The sequence below is a fragment of the Photorhabdus stackebrandtii genome (genome assembly GCF_011189495.1).
Taxonomy (GTDB): domain Bacteria; phylum Pseudomonadota; class Gammaproteobacteria; order Enterobacterales; family Enterobacteriaceae; genus Photorhabdus; species Photorhabdus khanii.
Map to the genome: position 1 here is coordinate 12,236 of NZ_PUJV01000006.1, position 16,492 is coordinate 28,727.

At 38.3% G+C, this 16,492-nt stretch carries 14 protein-coding genes and 1 pseudogene; 14 read left to right on the forward strand and 1 reads right to left on the reverse strand.

The genetic code is table 11. The features are described 5' to 3' along the window. The first annotated feature begins 6 nt into the window (after nucleotides 1–6). From C5470_RS06640 to C5470_RS06655, 4 genes are all read left to right on the forward strand, one after another. Nucleotides 7–1,551 (forward strand): ANL family adenylate-forming protein, encoded by a 1,545-nt coding sequence (locus C5470_RS06640; RefSeq protein ID WP_166287004.1) that lies wholly within the window; start codon nucleotides 7–9, stop codon nucleotides 1,549–1,551. Beyond that, complete coding sequence (locus C5470_RS06645) at nucleotides 1,551–2,993, forward strand: SRPBCC family protein (protein ID WP_166287006.1); 1,443 nt, start codon at nucleotides 1,551–1,553, stop codon at nucleotides 2,991–2,993. The genes C5470_RS06640 and C5470_RS06645 overlap by 1 nt, the downstream gene beginning before the upstream one ends. 19 nt (nucleotides 2,994–3,012) lie before the next feature. Beyond that, nucleotides 3,013–4,164 (forward strand): alpha/beta hydrolase family protein, encoded by a 1,152-nt coding sequence (locus C5470_RS06650; RefSeq protein ID WP_166287008.1) that lies wholly within the window; start codon nucleotides 3,013–3,015, stop codon nucleotides 4,162–4,164. A gap of 908 nt (nucleotides 4,165–5,072) precedes the next feature. Then, on the forward strand, nucleotides 5,073–5,774 hold the full coding sequence (locus tag C5470_RS06655; RefSeq protein ID WP_166287010.1) for a helix-turn-helix transcriptional regulator: 702 nt from the start codon (nucleotides 5,073–5,075) through the stop codon (nucleotides 5,772–5,774). A gap of 532 nt (nucleotides 5,775–6,306) precedes the next feature. On the opposite strand, the gene C5470_RS06660 is transcribed toward C5470_RS06655, so the two are convergent. After that, nucleotides 6,307–6,651, reverse strand: a complete 345-nt coding sequence (locus C5470_RS06660) for a hypothetical protein (protein WP_036844633.1) — start codon at nucleotides 6,649–6,651, stop codon at nucleotides 6,307–6,309. 547 nt (nucleotides 6,652–7,198) lie between these two features. Between C5470_RS06660 and C5470_RS22670 the strand changes: the two genes are divergently transcribed. From C5470_RS22670 to C5470_RS06705, 10 genes and pseudogenes are all read left to right on the forward strand, one after another. Then, the gene (locus C5470_RS22670; protein WP_242687826.1) at nucleotides 7,199–7,444 is read left to right on the forward strand and encodes a type II toxin-antitoxin system RelE/ParE family toxin; all 246 of its coding nucleotides are present in this window, start codon (nucleotides 7,199–7,201) and stop codon (nucleotides 7,442–7,444) included. Between the two features lie 132 nt (nucleotides 7,445–7,576). After that, nucleotides 7,577–7,756, forward strand: a complete 180-nt coding sequence (locus C5470_RS22675; RefSeq protein ID WP_235184798.1) for a hypothetical protein — start codon at nucleotides 7,577–7,579, stop codon at nucleotides 7,754–7,756. Nucleotides 7,757–7,773: 17 nt separating this feature from the next. After that, a complete protein-coding gene (locus tag C5470_RS22680) occupies nucleotides 7,774–7,896 on the forward strand; it encodes a helix-turn-helix domain-containing protein (protein ID WP_339916154.1) in 123 nt (40 codons plus the stop codon). A 538-nt stretch (nucleotides 7,897–8,434) separates the two neighbouring features. Next, entirely contained in the window at nucleotides 8,435–8,581 is a 147-nt protein-coding gene (locus tag C5470_RS06675; protein WP_166287012.1) for a hypothetical protein, read from the forward strand. Beyond that, on the forward strand, nucleotides 8,581–8,718 hold the full coding sequence (locus C5470_RS06680) for a hypothetical protein (protein ID WP_166287014.1): 138 nt from the start codon (nucleotides 8,581–8,583) through the stop codon (nucleotides 8,716–8,718). Before C5470_RS06675 ends, C5470_RS06680 begins: the two co-directional genes overlap by 1 nt. 1,486 nt (nucleotides 8,719–10,204) lie before the next feature. Continuing rightward, complete coding sequence (locus C5470_RS06685) at nucleotides 10,205–11,335, forward strand: LuxE/PaaK family acyltransferase (protein ID WP_166287016.1); 1,131 nt, start codon at nucleotides 10,205–10,207, stop codon at nucleotides 11,333–11,335. Nucleotide 11,336: 1 nt separating this feature from the next. Then, nucleotides 11,337–13,742, forward strand: a complete 2,406-nt coding sequence (locus tag C5470_RS06690; RefSeq protein ID WP_166287018.1) for an acyl-CoA reductase — start codon at nucleotides 11,337–11,339, stop codon at nucleotides 13,740–13,742. A gap of 30 nt (nucleotides 13,743–13,772) precedes the next feature. Further along, on the forward strand, nucleotides 13,773–15,044 hold the full coding sequence (locus C5470_RS06695; protein ID WP_166287020.1) for a phenylacetate--CoA ligase family protein: 1,272 nt from the start codon (nucleotides 13,773–13,775) through the stop codon (nucleotides 15,042–15,044). Continuing rightward, nucleotides 15,041–15,964: a GNAT family N-acetyltransferase gene (locus tag C5470_RS06700; RefSeq protein WP_166287022.1), complete on the forward strand. Its 924-nt coding sequence runs from the start codon at nucleotides 15,041–15,043 to the stop codon at nucleotides 15,962–15,964. Before C5470_RS06695 ends, C5470_RS06700 begins: the two co-directional genes overlap by 4 nt. 331 nt (nucleotides 15,965–16,295) lie before the next feature. Beyond that, nucleotides 16,296–16,397 (forward strand): annotated as a pseudogene (locus tag C5470_RS06705) (Tc toxin subunit A); the annotation flags it as partial. Nucleotides 16,398–16,492 lie beyond the last annotated feature (95 nt).

Sequence of the window (16,492 nt, forward strand, 5' to 3'; positions counted from 1 at the left end):
GCAGAAATGAAACTAATTTCTATGTTGTTACATTCAGAACGTGATAATTTAAATGATGATTGTATTATCACTAAGGATTCTCATTATACAAGAAAAGAGGTAATACTTTCTGTTTCCCATTTAATTGATGATTTACGAAATAGAGGAATTCATAAAGATAATAAAGTTATCGTTATATTCGAACATGATGAATTAGGCATTTTCTTCTTGGCTGCGGCCAGTGCTATGGGATTGCATTTGTTAATGCCTTATAATTTATCATCAGCGACAATTGATGAATGGATCAATTTTACCAATGAAGTCCAATACGATTTTGTCGTTTATCTTAAAAAAGATAAACATTTTGTCGAAAAATTAAAAGAAAATGGCATTAATGTTATTGATGTTTCAGATCATGAGATCAGCGCTAATGATCTAGAAGAAACCCCAGTTATTACCTATTCACCACAATCTATTGCTAACTTTATTGTGCTTTTCACGAGTGGGAGTACTGGCAAACCGAAAGCAATTAGCATTTCAGAATCCTTAGTATGCCAGCGAATTTGCACAGTAACAGAAAAATTAAAGTTTACTCAGGATGCTAAAATATTCATGTCAGGTTTATTGAATAATACTACCGGCGTGATTTTCTCTTTCGGTGCATTATTACATCAGTCAATACTTTTTATACCAGAAGACAGGAATATAGAGAAATGGCCTGCTTATATTTCCCGCAATAAAATTACGCATATTATGTTACGCCCAGAGTCGATGAAATTATTTGTTAAATCGGCAGAAGAACATGATATCGATCTAACTTGCTTACACATTGTTGCTTATGGGGCTGCGGCTATGCCGCCTAGTGTCCTTGAGAAAGGACGTAAATTAATAGGTTGTGAATGGATGCAGGGATACGGATTAAGTGAAACTTATGGTCCGTTCTGCTGGGTGGATGAGCAAGATCATCGTGATAAAAGATATCTCGACTCAGTTTATTGTGTTGGGAAGATTGATAATACATTGGAAGTTGCTATTAAACCCATAACCGGCTCATCTGATAATATTGGAGAAATTATACTAAGAGGTAAAAGTATAATGGAAGGGTATTATGATGTGATTTCTGGGAAAGTCACTTCTCCTGATGAGTGGTTTGCTACCGGTGATCTAGGTTATATCGATGACGATGATTATTTAATTTTAAAGGGACGTAAGCAAAATACATTTATGAGTGCTAACGGACATAGGATTTACCCTGAAGAAGTTGAATCTATTTTATCAAGAGTACCCGATGTGAATGTTGCTACTGTTGTTGGTTTTTCTTTCCATGAAAATGGTGTGGCTATTAACCAACCTGTTGCTTGCATGAGTGGAGATATATCGAAGAAATCATTACCTGAAATTGAAAATATTCTTTCATCATTTCTGAGTGCTAAATTAAGTCAGGAAAAATGGCCTGATTGGTTCTATATTACTGGTGAGTCTTTTCCGAAAAGCCATAATGATAAGATATTAAAATCAGCGTTAATTAAGTCAATCGATCCTAAAAAATTATTTAAATTGAGGAATCAATAATGAATTATTCAGAAGCACATTCAATCATCTGTAATACACAAACAGAAAAGGTATATCAAGTTATTGTTAATTCTGAAAAGTGGCCAGAAATATTTGAGCCTTGTCAGGAAGTGAAGGTTATCTTTAGAGATAAAGACAGTGAAAAAATAGAAGTTAAGGCATTAATTAACGGTGTCCTCATGCAGTGGGTATCAGAGCGTAAATTTTATACAGAAACATTCAGTATAAAATCAAAACTGACCAAGCCAATGACATTAGTCAAAGAGATGGAAACGTCATGGCGGGTTATTAAGATCAATTCTCAACAATGTATGCTTATGTTAGAGCATGATTATGATATTGAGCCAGAAATAACAGGATTAGTTGATGGTGTTGAAACAACGCAGCAGGCTCATGAGTTTATTAGTAAAGGAATTGATATTAATTCAGTTAAAGAACTTAATAATATAAAGAATATTGTAGAAGCAAATGAATGGTCGGGGAAAAAATTAAACGGAAATCTGACTCATTCAATGATATGTGAGATGCCGGCAAAGGATGTATATACTTTGGTTAAAGATGTCTCTTATTGGCCAGATATTTTCTCATTTTGTGAAGGGGCTGAAGTATTAAATAAAACAGATGATTCAGAACTTGTTGAAATTAAAGCAAGACAAAATAATAAAACAGTAAGCTGGCAAACACAACGATATTATTCTGATTCTATTTATAGAATTGATTATATCCTGCCTAAACCTATGCCATTATTAAAGGCAATGAGTGGGAGATGGCAAGTTATTCCTATTAATGATCAACGTTGTCTTCTGACAGTACAAAGGAATTGGTCTTTATTAGATGATGTAGGGGGTATTATTGATGATGTTGATAATCATGATCAGGCTAATTTCTTTATTATCTCATTTATTGATGACAATACTCAAATGGAGATGGATAGTATAAAGAATAAGGCAGAAAGTAATAAAAAATCAGATTTGTTAACTTTTACAACAGGATATTATATTCCTCATCAAGTTGATGATGTTTACGATATCTTTTTAAATATCAACGATTGGAGTCAGATATTACCTCATTGTGATTCAGTGAAAATAATCTACAATGATGATAGGCACCAAGAGTTTAATATGGAAGTGTCAACGCCAAATGGAAATGAGACTTTCCGTAGCATACGATTCTGCGATAGAGATAGTTTATCGATTGAATATTTTCAACCAGAGCCTCCATTAGTATTAAAATCTCATAGCGGTTCATGGCGTATATTTATCAGCGGAAGTGGTTCGTTCGTTGTTTCTAATCATAGTGTTGAGTTAGATCATAATTCATGTGCAATTAAGTTTGGTACAGAAGATAAATTAAGACAACAAGAAATAGTGAAGAATGCTATTTCAGAAAATAGTAAGAAAATGGTTTTTGCCTGTAAAGAGTGGTTAGACGCTCGTATTTAGTAAATTAAAGGAAAATACAATGAATAATAAGAATAAACCCAATAGAATTTCGGCAGCACTTTTTTCTACTTGTGGTTATTTTATGCCAAGACTGTTTTTCCTAAATTCTCAATATGCGCCTCAGGTTCATTGGGGAGATGTGGTGGAGGCATTGAGTCATTTTCAGGAGGAAAACTTAGATTTATCATCTGAAGCGTTCTGGCATGAGTGGATGATTAATTGGTCAAAAGTGGGTGATAATTATATCAGCATCGCTAATTCTGCCAAAAATGAAGTCAGTTACGTTCGTGCTCTGAAGAGTGCTGCTGCTTGTTATCATTGGGCTGAATTTATGTATTTCAGTGATAAAAGCAGAAAGATCCAGCTCAGAGAGTATATTCGCTCATGTTTTTTATCCGGTATAAAATACAGTGATTTGCTGGTTGAGCATCAGTATATTATTGTTGATAAATTTCATATGCCATTCTTCCTTATATTTCCTAAAGGATATAAAGAAGAAGAGAATAATCCTTTACCTTGTGTTATTTTATCCAATGGATTGGATTCAATGACTGAAATAGAAATATTATCTTTGGCTGAATTTTTCTTGGAAAAAGGTATGGCGGTAGCTATATTTGATGGGCCAGGGCAAGGAATAAACCTTGGGAAATCGCCGTTGGCTATTGATATGGAATTATATGTTACCTCTATACTTAAATTATTAGAAGATGATGCTAGGATTAATAGTGGCCTTCTCTGTTTTTTAGGAATTAGTTTCGGAGGTTATTTTGCTTTACGTCTTGCACAAAAAATTGGCGACAAATTTTGCTGTATCGTTAATTTATCTGGTGGACCTGAAATAGCAGATTTTGATAAATTACCCAGAAGACTTAAAGCAGATTTTCAGTTTTCCTTTATGCAAGATAATCATATGCAGTCTCTTTTTGATGAAATAAAATTAGACGTATCTTTAACTTGTAAAACAAAGGTTTTTACTGTTCATGGCGCATTGGATGATATATTTTTAATTGATAAGATTAGAGAATTAGACCACTTATGGGGAGATGATCATAAATTATTATGTTATGAATCAGAAGCTCATGTTTGTTTAAATAAAATAAACGAGTATATGATACAAGTCTTAGATTGGGTTAATGAACAATTCAGACTAAACGGTGCTAAGAAAAGTTAGTTTATTTTACACTTAGCACCTATTTTAGTCGATATAATTGTTGCAGGCCGTTATTATAAATGAATAGTGAACACGGACAGCGCGTAGGATCCGTATCGTACATATAATACGTGAGGATGACTTGTTTTTCTTGCCCTTTGAGCTGCTGCATTAACGTGTGTTCAAAAGTTAACGCTTTTGCCTAAGTACTGTCTTGGTTCGCTGTTTATTATAAAGGATGGAAAATAAAATAGTATATTTTATATAATATCATCCTCTAAAGTTAGGTGTTTTATGCCAAATGAAAATTTAAATTAAATAAATATTAATTATCTTACCTAAATAATGTTTTTTTCAATGAACATGAAGGTAAAGCTTATTTTAGTTATGTCTTTTGGTTGTATTGCTCCTTTACTGTAAGTCATAAAATGAAATCATCTTCATAAACATTACGAAGTGAAATGTCGAAATAATAAGTTCATTATTCCTTCTGCTTAAATATTGATTGGTAGCATGAAGTTTGACTTTAAAATTTAAGCTTTCTTATATTGTCAATACATAGTAAGTTTACTTATTGAAGGTTAGTTTTATTTTTTGTATTGATTATCAATATATATATATTTTAAATGTTTACTCTATGATTCGACACTTACCTCTACCATGCTTCAATGTAATGTATCGAGCATTCACTCTTGATAGGGTAGAGTAATTATGAAAGGAAAAAAATATTATTTTCGTTAACTCAGATAATTGAGAACTATATTAAATATAAGATTTCCAGTTGATGGTTTTATAGAAGTCTCGACATTGTTCAATTAATCAATGACTAAGAGTAAATAGTTCTATTTGATAGTTGGTTAGTAACTCAATATTATTTATTTAATAAAGATTTTCCTATTTGATTTTTTATTAAAATTAGGAGTGCGGAAATGTCAAGAACCGAAAGACTCATAGCATTATTGCAATACTTAAGACAAAGAAGATATCCTGTTAGCGGTAAGTTACTGGCTAGCGATTTAAATGTAAGTTTGCGGACTCTTTATCGAGATATTGCTTTGTTAAATGGTCAGGGAGCAAATATAGAAGGTGAACCAGGTTTAGGTTATACATTAAGACCGGGTTTTATGTTACCTCCTTTAATGTTTACAATGGATGAAATTGATGCTTTAGTTTTAGGTAATAAATGGGTTATTGAACAAAATGATGTTGTTTTGGCTAAATCTGCTCATAGCTTTATATCCAAGATCGCGGCAGTACTTCCCGAAGAACAGCGCGCTCAACTATATTGTTCGCCAATGTTTGTAAAAACAGAAGGTTATAATAAAGCTACTGATAATAATTCGATATTATCTGATATTAGGAAAGCGATATATCATAAAGAAAAGATAGTGATAACTTTCTTTGATTTAAATAATTCACGTATAGTGAAAACTGCCTGTCCATTGTCGATTTTTTTCAATAACGAATTTTTTTTAGTTTCTTGGTGTGAATTTAGTCATGAATTTATCAAGTTACAAGTAGAAAAAATAGAGAAATTAGAAGTGTTACCAGAAAAATATATACAAGATCGAATATTATTGTTAAAAAAATGGGGAGAGAAAGAAGGATTATCTGAGCGTTATTTATCTTGATAAATGATTATTATTAAACAATTTATATGGATATTTATCTAATGCAAGAGTGAGAGCTATTTTTATTGAGTATTTAGTTGCAAACATATATTTGTGGCTTTAGTTGGCTCTGATGATTATCTAAATTTTTTGCTTTCATTTAAACTGTAGGCTTAAAAATTTTAGTTGTTTTGTCGGATTTACCGAAAGTTGATTTTGTTTGCTTAAGTCCAGAAGCAAGAACGATTCTTGGGAAAAGCAAGCCCTGGAGCGCCGATTGTGAATGTCAGGATAAATCACGATTTGGTAATCTGGGGCAATTGATGAAAGAGTATTCCCTTGAAATTATGATTTAATATCAGGTTTATTAAATAAATATGAGGCGTTAACGTAGGTGAATTATATACCGGAATACCTGGTTATCATATTTTAAGCTGGTTCAATAAAAATTATAGTTTTTATTGAACCAGCTTTATTTTATATCTTAAGGCAGAGACTAAAATTTGTATTTTCCACATGATTATTTTTATATAAATAATTTAGTGGAAGAAAGCTACCATTTCCATGTGTCTGGGCTGCTTCCAGAAGGTAATACACCAATTCCATAATCGCTAATGACAACGGTAACATATGTATCATTGTCATAACAATCTAATTGATATCTCCTTCCTTTTTCAGTCCATCGCCAATAATCTGTTTTCCCGCTTTCAGGATAGAATTCTTGAAGAAGTGACGCTGTTGCGGGATATAATCCATTGACATTTATGGCACTCGTATTTGTAGAGTTACTCCAAAACACATCACCTGTTAAAATTTTATTGGTTAGATTAACGACGAAGAAGGAATGTCTATTGACGCCAAGCATTTTACCTTTTTCTTTTTTCTCAATTTCTTTCATCTTAGGCTCCTGAACTAATAGATAAAGCTACTGATAATCATAGAAATAACCATAATTTCTCTGGAACTTCTATTTTTACTGCTATAAATTCAATAGTCATGACGATAGTTACAGTTAAAATAGATACAAAGTAAATATATTTTTATACTTCATTATTTTAATTTGGATAAGTTTCTCTTAAAGAATTTATTCGCCACGACATTTTATGAATGTTCTGGGTAATTTATTGTTTATAATTTAATTATATTTATAAGCACGGAGAGAAAATTATATATTTTTATAGTAGCGCAAAAATACGGAATGTAAAGTATATCGTCATTATGTTTTACCTGAATGCTACAGGAAATCGAGCTGGTGATTTTTGGGCTAGCTGACTGAAATTACCGGTGAGAACCTGAAAAATACTATTTCTGATGAAAATTGGTTTGTGAAAGTCTGGATGGATGTAGTCTCACCTACTGCTAACGAAACGTAACTGGATGTATTTTCGATAGTAATATTTACTATGGTAAATATTACTATATAAAACTTTGTTCGGCTTACGGAAATGAGAATTTTTGCCACAGATGATTTTTCGGTTTTCATGGAAGATAATTTATTGACTAATAAAGATATTTGTCAATCTGCCAGAGAAATAATAGGGGGATTGGTAGACGCTAATCTTGGCGGTAATCTTTTTAAAAAAAGAATCGCTTTTGGGAGAGCAGGGAAAAGTGGTAGCGCTCGTTCTGTTGTTGCATTCAGGTATCATGATAAAATGATTTCTATTGACGGTTGGCTTAAAAAAATGTAGCAAAATCGGGAAAAGAAATTCCCGATAACTTGTTGAAAATGTATAAGTTGCTAGCCAAAGACCTTCTTAATATCAGTGATAAAAATATTGAAGATAACTTATTGTATGGTTTATTAATAGAGGTAATATGTGATGAATGATAACCGACTTATTAAAATGCAGAAAATGGCTGAACGTTTTCATAAATCTGGTACAGTATCGAACATAACCATGCGAGAAATTAACTCACTGGTTAAAGAAAATAAAGATTACTCTTCTCCTGATGTAATGACTGGTGATCGTATAAAAAAATTCGTAAACATTACAATATAAGTCAAGGAGCACTAGCTATTGCTATTAATATGTCTGCAAATAGCGTTCAGAAATGGGAGAGAGATGAAATACACTCTACTGGTGCAGGATTAAAGCTGCTCATGATCATTGAAAAAAAAGGAATTGAAGTATTAATGTGAATTCTGATTTTGGGGCTGGTGAACTAGAGCCAGCCGCCATATTTCTAGGGAGGGCGCCATGAATACTTTGGCCCGAAATTGGTATGTTTTAGTTTATTTCTTTGGTGGACTATGTCTCATATGTTTATAATGTGATGTCTAAAATATCTCAGAATATAATCACATCAAATGCATGCATCAGTTATATCATATAGTATCCGATATTTATTATCTGCCACCGGAAATCGGGTATCATACGCTTGATAAATGTTCCCGTTCAGAAGGCAATATGAACTTGCAAAATAGGCTTTTTGCGTTCCTAAACCAGCAGATAAATTGCATTAATATACGTTGGTATAATAAATTCATGATAACATATTGATTTAAATGAATAATAAAACCAATCCACCTTAAATTGAATAAAATTTTTTTTGATATAATTCACAATTTTTATTCTAATAATGCGCATAAGTGATCATATTAAGCTAAAAATAATATTGATTTCGCAACGAAAATATTACGTAATCATATTACATTGTTAACATGAGAGGACATCTAAATGGGTTGGTATTGGTATACCAATATCATGTATTACTTGATACCAGAGGCGGATCAGATGGCAATGGATAAATTTATTTTCGATCGGCTTGATAATCAGGATAAATTTATCACTAAAAAAGAGTTAATTTACATGGGCGCATCATAATGAATATATTAATAAACGAATATAAGAAAAGAATGGATGATGCAAGATTAAGTGATCCTGATGGACAGGGTTTTTTTACGATGATGAGAAAAAAATATGGTATTGTTATTCGTATGATATTTTCTCCTGTATTTTGAACTCAGATTATGTAATAAAAAAAAGGTTGAGGATTCCTCTGGAGATATTTCCTGAAGCAGATAAAGGTAAGGTTTCCAGATTCGTTTTTTTCTTAATGATTCGCTTGTTTTTAATAATGAAGAATCTAAGGATTTAGTGAATTTTGTTCATGAAAAATTTAAGGGGATGAACTTTGAAACAATGGCTGACGATCTTCTATCTCCGCTAAAAGCGTGTGATACTATTACTGAAAAGCATTTGAGAGGGATGAATAATTTTAATTTGTGTGTAATTAATATTGTATTATTGTGGTGTAAGATTATTTTTATATTTTTCATTTCTTTGTTTATAAAGCAATGAAATTATTACATAGGATAATGTAAGTTAATGGTCATACTTATATTATGAAGTAGATCTTAATTAATTTTCCATGGTTATTTTTCCTATATTGATAGTATAGGATTGTAATTCTGGGTTAAATTGTAAAATAAAGTTATAAATATTGATAATGTTTAAAGTACAGGTATTATATTTCGTGTTTTTTTAATATTTAAACATAAAAAACTTTTTGTTTTTTTATTGAAATATGAATATATATGGTATAACTTATTAGCAATTCTTATTTGGCCGTTATTGGAATATTTTATTTCTTGTTTAGGAGATATAATTGTTGATAGAGAAATCTTAACGTGAAAAATTAATAAAGTAAGGAAAGTATTTAATAATAAGAGCAGATTTCTATCGTGTGTATAGGAATATGTTTTTTGTTTTGATTTTTTTAATGGGTTTGATATGTTTTTTAAAAAATTTGATTGGTATTAGTCATATCAGAAATTACTTTTTTCTAAGTGTTTACATATCGATAATACAGATTATGAATCTGTGTTTCTTATCATGCTGTAAGTAATTCGGCGTATCTTTCATTGCTGGATAGAAATAGACTATATGATACTGTACTCGAAATAGCTTAATCGTTAAAGACAAAAAATCTATTCTATTGAATTTAATAGTGATATTTATAGTAGAGATATTCTCCTTATTGGTGATATTTACTAGATAAATAACTTTATTGATGATTACCTTAACTGCTAATGATGTGTGAATATCATGGGGATTGCAGATGTTTGCTTGTTTATTAAATGTTAAATATTGTTCATAAATTCGTATGTTATAGGTTGGTTTTTAACTGTTTTTTGGGCGATTAACGTATAAGTAATTATGATTAGATTCGATGATAAGGTTATTAAATATAAGTTCGTTATTACATTGGCCTTTGTTAAATCATCGTTGTTATATTTTGCTATTTTCTTTTCGAGGAATTAACAAATTTAAATATTAATTTCCCAAAATGGTGACTTGTTTTCATTTGGTTAAGTCGTTGTATTCAACATATCGTTATTTTTTCTGCGGCGGGATATTCAGGTTTTGACTTGCCGAATGATGAAGCAACTACTTATTATTTTAAGGGAGTAAATTCCCTGCTTTCTTTATTTCTGGAGATGACTTTTGACTTCTCTTGCTTATGTTGACGCCCTTTGCGCGCTTGATCATCCTTATCGTGCCGATAGTGCTTGCGATCAATTGTTTGACGCGGCCATGTGCGAGCTGACGCGGTACCATTGTGAACACACCCCCGGTTATCACCAGTGGTTGAAGGCTAACGGCCTGAATGATCAAAAACTGGAAACACTGAGCGATTGGTCGCGTTTGCCGCCCATTTTCGCTAATTATTTTAAACATCAGTTGCTGCTCAGTACCACCGGCCAGGATGCGCTGGAATTGACCTCATCCGGGACAACAGGTCAGAAAAGCCGTATGTGTTACGATACACGCAGTATACAGGCGGCCCAGAATATGGTTGAGCGCATTTTCGAGTATTACGGCTGGAATACGCCGCAACAGCCCTGTAACTATTTGCTGTTGAGTTATGAACCCGCCGGAGCGATTACTCTGGGAACCGCCTATACCGATCAGTATCTGTGTAAATATGCGCCAGTGAATCAAGTCTGTTATGCACTGCGTCACAATGGAAAAAGCAATGAGTTTGATCCGTTTGGTGTGATCCGATCCTTGCAGGAGTTTGCTGTGCAAGGGTTGCCGGTGCGTATGCTGGGTTTTCCGGCATTCCTGTGGTTCGCACTGGAACGGATGCAGGAAATGGGCCTGCCGCCGATACAGTTACATCCTGAGTCACTGGTATTTTTAGGGGGTGGCTGGAAAACACATGCCGATAAAGCTATTCCAAGATCGTTGTTGTACCAGCGTTTGGGTGAACAACTGGGGATTCTTGACGAGCGTTGCCGGGATGGTTACGGTTCGGTTGAACATCCGGTGCCTTATGTTGAGTGTCGGCATCACCATTTTCATGTGCCAACTTATGCCCGTGCCTATATTCGTGATACGGCTAATATGGCGGTTCAACCCTATGGTAAGCCCGGTTTTCTGCATCTGACATCGCCTTATATCACCTCTAGCCCGGCACACAGTATCGTGGTGAGCGATTTGGCAGTGCTGCATTCAGCTGCTGAATGTGGTTGTGGGTTGGCTACCGACTGGTTTGAGTTGCTGGGTCGTGCCGGTACAAGTAAAAGCCGCAGCTGTGCGATTGCGGCCTCTGAGTTGATAAAGGAGTCCTGAAATGTATTTAGTTAATGGCAAGATGATATCTGACTTGGAGCCCGCCGCTGTATTGGCCGAACTTAAAAGCAACCTTGCGGATACGCTGGCTTGCCCCCCAAGTGTGCAACAGGTATTGGACTGTGCCGGGCGCTTTGCCGACAGCCTCGATACTGTCGCTTCTGAACTTGCACTGGATACAGCGACAATCGCAGCTTTACGCAGCTTTTGTCGTCGTGATTTGCTGGAGGCAAAGTTACGGCACGAGTTGGGCGAACAACCCTTTTCCCTGCGTCGTTTTGACTATACACAGCCTCGTTTTGAAACTTGGCAACCTCTGGGGCTGGTAGTGCATATCACACCGGCTAATGCTCCGTTGCTGCCATTTATGGCTGTGCTGGAGAGTTTGCTGGTAGGTAATGTTAACTGGCTACGCCCCAGTAGCAGCGATCACGGCCTCAATGCACAGTTATTGGCGGAATTCCTGCGCCATGACCTGAGTGGCAAGTTGGTTCCTTATGTCTCCGTATTACCTTTACCGTCTGATCAACTGTCAACGTTGCTGGAGTGTGCTGATGCTGTGTCAGCCTGGGGGAGTAATACCGCATTGACAGCTATCCGTAGCCAATTGCGGCCCGGTTGCCGCTGGATCGATTGGGGACATCGTATCAGCTTTGCCTATCTGGATCCCCAGTCTGCCGACCATGCTGATTACGACGCGTTGGCTGATGATGTTTGCCGGTTTGATCAACAAGCTTGTTCCAGCCCACAGTGTTTGTTGGTAGACAGCACCGACGAGAACGTTTTGCGGGAGGTGACCAGTGACGTGGCTGCTGCGTTGGTACGACGGGCACCGGTATGGCCGGCTTTGCAGCCTGACATACAGGAAGCGGCTGAAATCAGCAGCCAGATGGCATTTTTGCAGTTAGATCACACGTTTGCTGGTTTGACGGGTTCGATAGAAGAGGGTGATGGATGGCGGGTAGCTTGGGTGCAACGTCAGGAGCTTGCGCCATCACCACTGTACCGTACCTTGCAAATTCGTCCGGCACCGCGTGCGCAACTGGTGGAAATTTTGTTGCCGTGGCGTCCCTATTTGCAAAGTTGTGCTTTGATAGCCGAAACAAATGAATTGCCGATGTTGAGCCGTCAGTTGCTGGCAGCAGGTGTCAGCCGGGTATGTCAGGCTGGAGCGATGCACGACGGCTATGAAGGTGAGCCTCATGATGGTGTTTATGCATTGACCCGGCTTGCTCGGCGTGTGTCAGTCAGCTTGAAAGCTGAACAACTGCCGGGCCATGTCACACTGGATAAATTGGCGGTCAATCCTCCAGCGCTGGCCGGGGTTCCAGTGATGGATAAAGAAAAGTTTCAGCAAAATGGGGTGACGTCGAAAGCACAGCTGTTTTTCCGCAGCGGTGGCAGTAGCGGTACGCCGAAACTGGCGGGTTTCAGTCACAGAGATTATCACAGTCAGATGCAGGCAGCAGCGGATGGTCTGTTTTCCGCCGGTTTAGATCCGGCACAGGACCGGGTAATGAATCTGCTGTATGGTGGCAATTTGTATGGTGGTCTGCTGAGTTTCTTCACTATTCTGGATAAATTATCTGTGCCGCATTACCCGATGGGAGGCCCGATAAACGATGATTTTAGCCAAATCAGGCACTTTATTGTTACTCAGAGGGTCAACACGCTGGTAGGGATGCCAAGCACTATATATCAACTGTTTGAACGTGAAGAAACTGCGCTACGTGCTTATGGTGGTGTGCGTAAAATTTTTGCTGGTGGTGAGCATATCAGTGAAGAGCGTCGTCAGTTTTTATCCAGTTTTGGTATTCAGGTGATCCGATCGGCAATTTATGGCTCCGTTGATGCCGGTCCATTGGGCCATGCTTGCGCTTGTTGCCACGATGGGGAATTCCATCTGTTATCTGATATTCAGTGGCTGGAAATATTGGCTCTGGATAGTGATCAGCCGATCCAGCCCGGCGAGACCGGTCGGTTAGTGTTCACGCCTTTGGCGCGGGAAGGGCAGGTAATTCAACGCTACGATTTGGGCGATTTGGGCCATTGGTTACCCGGTCTTTGTGCCTGCGGGTTGCCGGCACCGCGCTTTAAATTGGTGGGTCGTCATGGGGTGTTGATACGGGTAGGTTCTATTTTTGTGAATCCAACCGAATTGTCAGCGGGTCTGGCGTTTCCGGTGCAGTGGCTGATAGGGAATCACGCCGGTGGTGGCGAATACATCCATGTGTTAGCTGAGGGGGATGTTAACCAGGTTCGCGGGCATCTTATGCAACATAAAATGCTGAATCAGGTTGTTAGTGGTGGAATGCTTCAACTGGAAATTATCCCTACGTCAGCCGGACAGTTCCGCCGTCATCCGCAAAGTGGCAAAACACCACTGGTGCTGGATAGTCGAACCTGAGACCCATAATCATTACTTTTTGAGTAAATCATGACATTATCATTACACGATTTGGTTGAATATGCCCGCGATCATGCTCCCTTCTTTAGGGATCTTTATTGTGATTTACCTCGCTCTGGTTGGGCGTTGACTGATTTACCATTAACTAACCCGGCTGACTACTGGCAGCAGTCGCAACTACTGGAAAACTGGCCGGTGTTGACCGGTCCTATCAACGGAGGTCATGTTTTCAAAACCGGTGGCTCTACCAGTGAGGGTAGGTTGTCGGTGTTCAGTTGCAATGAATGGCGCGCTTTTGTGCGCGCATTTGGTCAAGGGTTGGCACAGCAACTACAGCCTGATGACCGCGTTGCCAATTTGTTTTTTGCCGGTGATCTGTATACCAGTCTGTTGTTTATTCACGGTGCTTTGTCTTATTCACCGGTGCCGGTGGTGGAGTTTCCGTTTTCCTGTTCAGTGGATGATCGGGCGTTGGCTGACGCGGTTGTCAGCCTGGGGATTAACGTTCTCGCCGGAGTGCCGGCGCAACTGTTACGTTTTGCCAGTACCTTGCAGCAGATCGGGCAATCCATGCCGGGTATTGAGCGCCTGTTGTACGGTGGTGAAAGTCTGTTTCCAGAGCAGTTGACACTATTGGGCCATGTATTCCCCAATGCACGCATTGGTTCAATTGGTTGTGCCAGTGTTGACGCCGGTCTCATTGGTGCTGCTTCTCCCGATTGTGGTCACGGTGAACATCGGGTTTTTGATACGGATACGATTGTTGAAATCATTGACGAGTCGAGTGGTCAGCCGATTACTGTACCTGGACAAAACGGCATGTTGGTTGTTACCAACTTACAACGGTGTCTGATGCCGGTTATCCGTTATCCTACTGGTGATCTGGCTTGTTGGTGTGAAGAATTTGGGCAGCCGCGTCGCAAGTTCGCTTTACAGGGGCGGGCGGGCAGTGCGCACCGGGTACGGGTTGCCTCGTTATCCCTTTTTCCTGACCATATTGCCCGTTTACTGCAACAGCAAGAGGGAATACTGGCCTGGCAGCTATTACTGAGCCGTCAGGATGGTATAGATAAGATAAAACTCTTGTTAGCCAGCGACTCGTCACCGATGCCACTTGCAACATCAGTACATCAGGCGTTGCTGGCGGCGCAACCTGCTATAGCAAAGTTATGTTGCCAAGGATTGTTGCATGTGGAGGTAACTTACTGCGCCTTGGAAAATATGGTTACGCATCCACGCTCCGGTAAGCTGATGCGGGTGGTTGATAATCGTGGTTATAGTGCTGAAGAGAAGGCAGCATGAGCATAAATCCAGTAACACCATTGATTCGATTATTCCGGGAAGAGGATTCTACCGGTGTCAGTGCTTTATTTCGGGCTGTTTACGGCGAAGATTATGTTTACCCGGAAGTTTATTTGCCAACCATGCTTGGCCGCTATAACGCGGCAAGACACTGGTATTCTGCCGTTGCGGTACAGGATGGGCAAGTATTGGGGCATGCGGCGCTATGGCAGGATAAGCGCTGTCCGTTAAGCGCTGAACTGGCGCTTATTGCGGTGCACCCACAGGCGCGTGGTCAGGGGATTGCGACTGCACTGGGGAGATACTTGTGTGATCAGGCTAGGGAAATGGGGTTAAGCATACTCACTATTAAGCAGGTATCGTCACATAATCACAGCCAGCGTTTGGCTCAAAACCTGGGCTTTCATACCACAGGATTGTTGCCGGATTATGTCACATCACCCTTTGATCAGACATATCCGGAAAGCATTGTACTGGGTTGCTTGCCTCTGCAAAGTTGGCCCTTTCCAAAGTTACACTGGCCTTCAGGTTGGCAAAATTGGCTGAATTCGGTGACTCAAGTGTTTGGTCAAGAGCCTTTACAACCGGAAGAGTCGGTTGATGCCGATATCAGCATGACCAATCATGGACGCCGGCTTGAAGTGTGGGTGGAAAAGCAGACCACTGAGCGGGTAAAAGAGGTGGCAGAGCTACCCGCTCATAAACTGGTATATGTGAAACTTCCGGTAGGGGAAGGTACTCTCCAGGCAATGGAAATTTTGCAACAAGCGGGATTTGTTTGTACGGGATTTGTGCCCGGTCATCATCATCGTTGGGAAGCTTTACTGGTTCGGGGGCATAGCAAAAAAGAACTGACTTTAAGCTGCCAGTTTGCCCACAACCTACACCAGCAAAGTATGTTTGCCTGTGCAGGAGGCTAATTCTCCTGTTTTGCAGATTAATGACAAAGTGTTGGTCTTTTGGTCAGCACTTTGAATGGATATTGATTAAGTAGCAAAAAACGATCTGACTATTATTTGAGAAAACCTGCTGTTATTTTATTGTTTGTATTTTATTTTTTAATGTGAACATGTTTTGTGATTTATTATATTTTTTCTCACACATTGTCGTTGTATATAATGTCTTTGGAAGGCCAGACGACTTGATGTCCTAATGTGTGTGTTTAATCTGGTACCTCTCTTGAACAATAGTGATCATTTTCTTGCACGAAAAAACCTGTTTCTCATGATAAATCTCAACTCAGGAGTTCGTATGAATCAACTCGCCAGTCCCCTGATTTCCCGCACCGAAGCAATCCACGACTTGCCCGATAAATTGACCGAACTTGGTTATGCCTCTGTGTTTGATGTGGTACTGGTATGCCAGGGTGGGAGCGTCTGACATATCTGAAATCAATCTTGCGATCCTTCTCCATTTCATTGGAAGGGAAGCTTTAAAACAAAATAAAA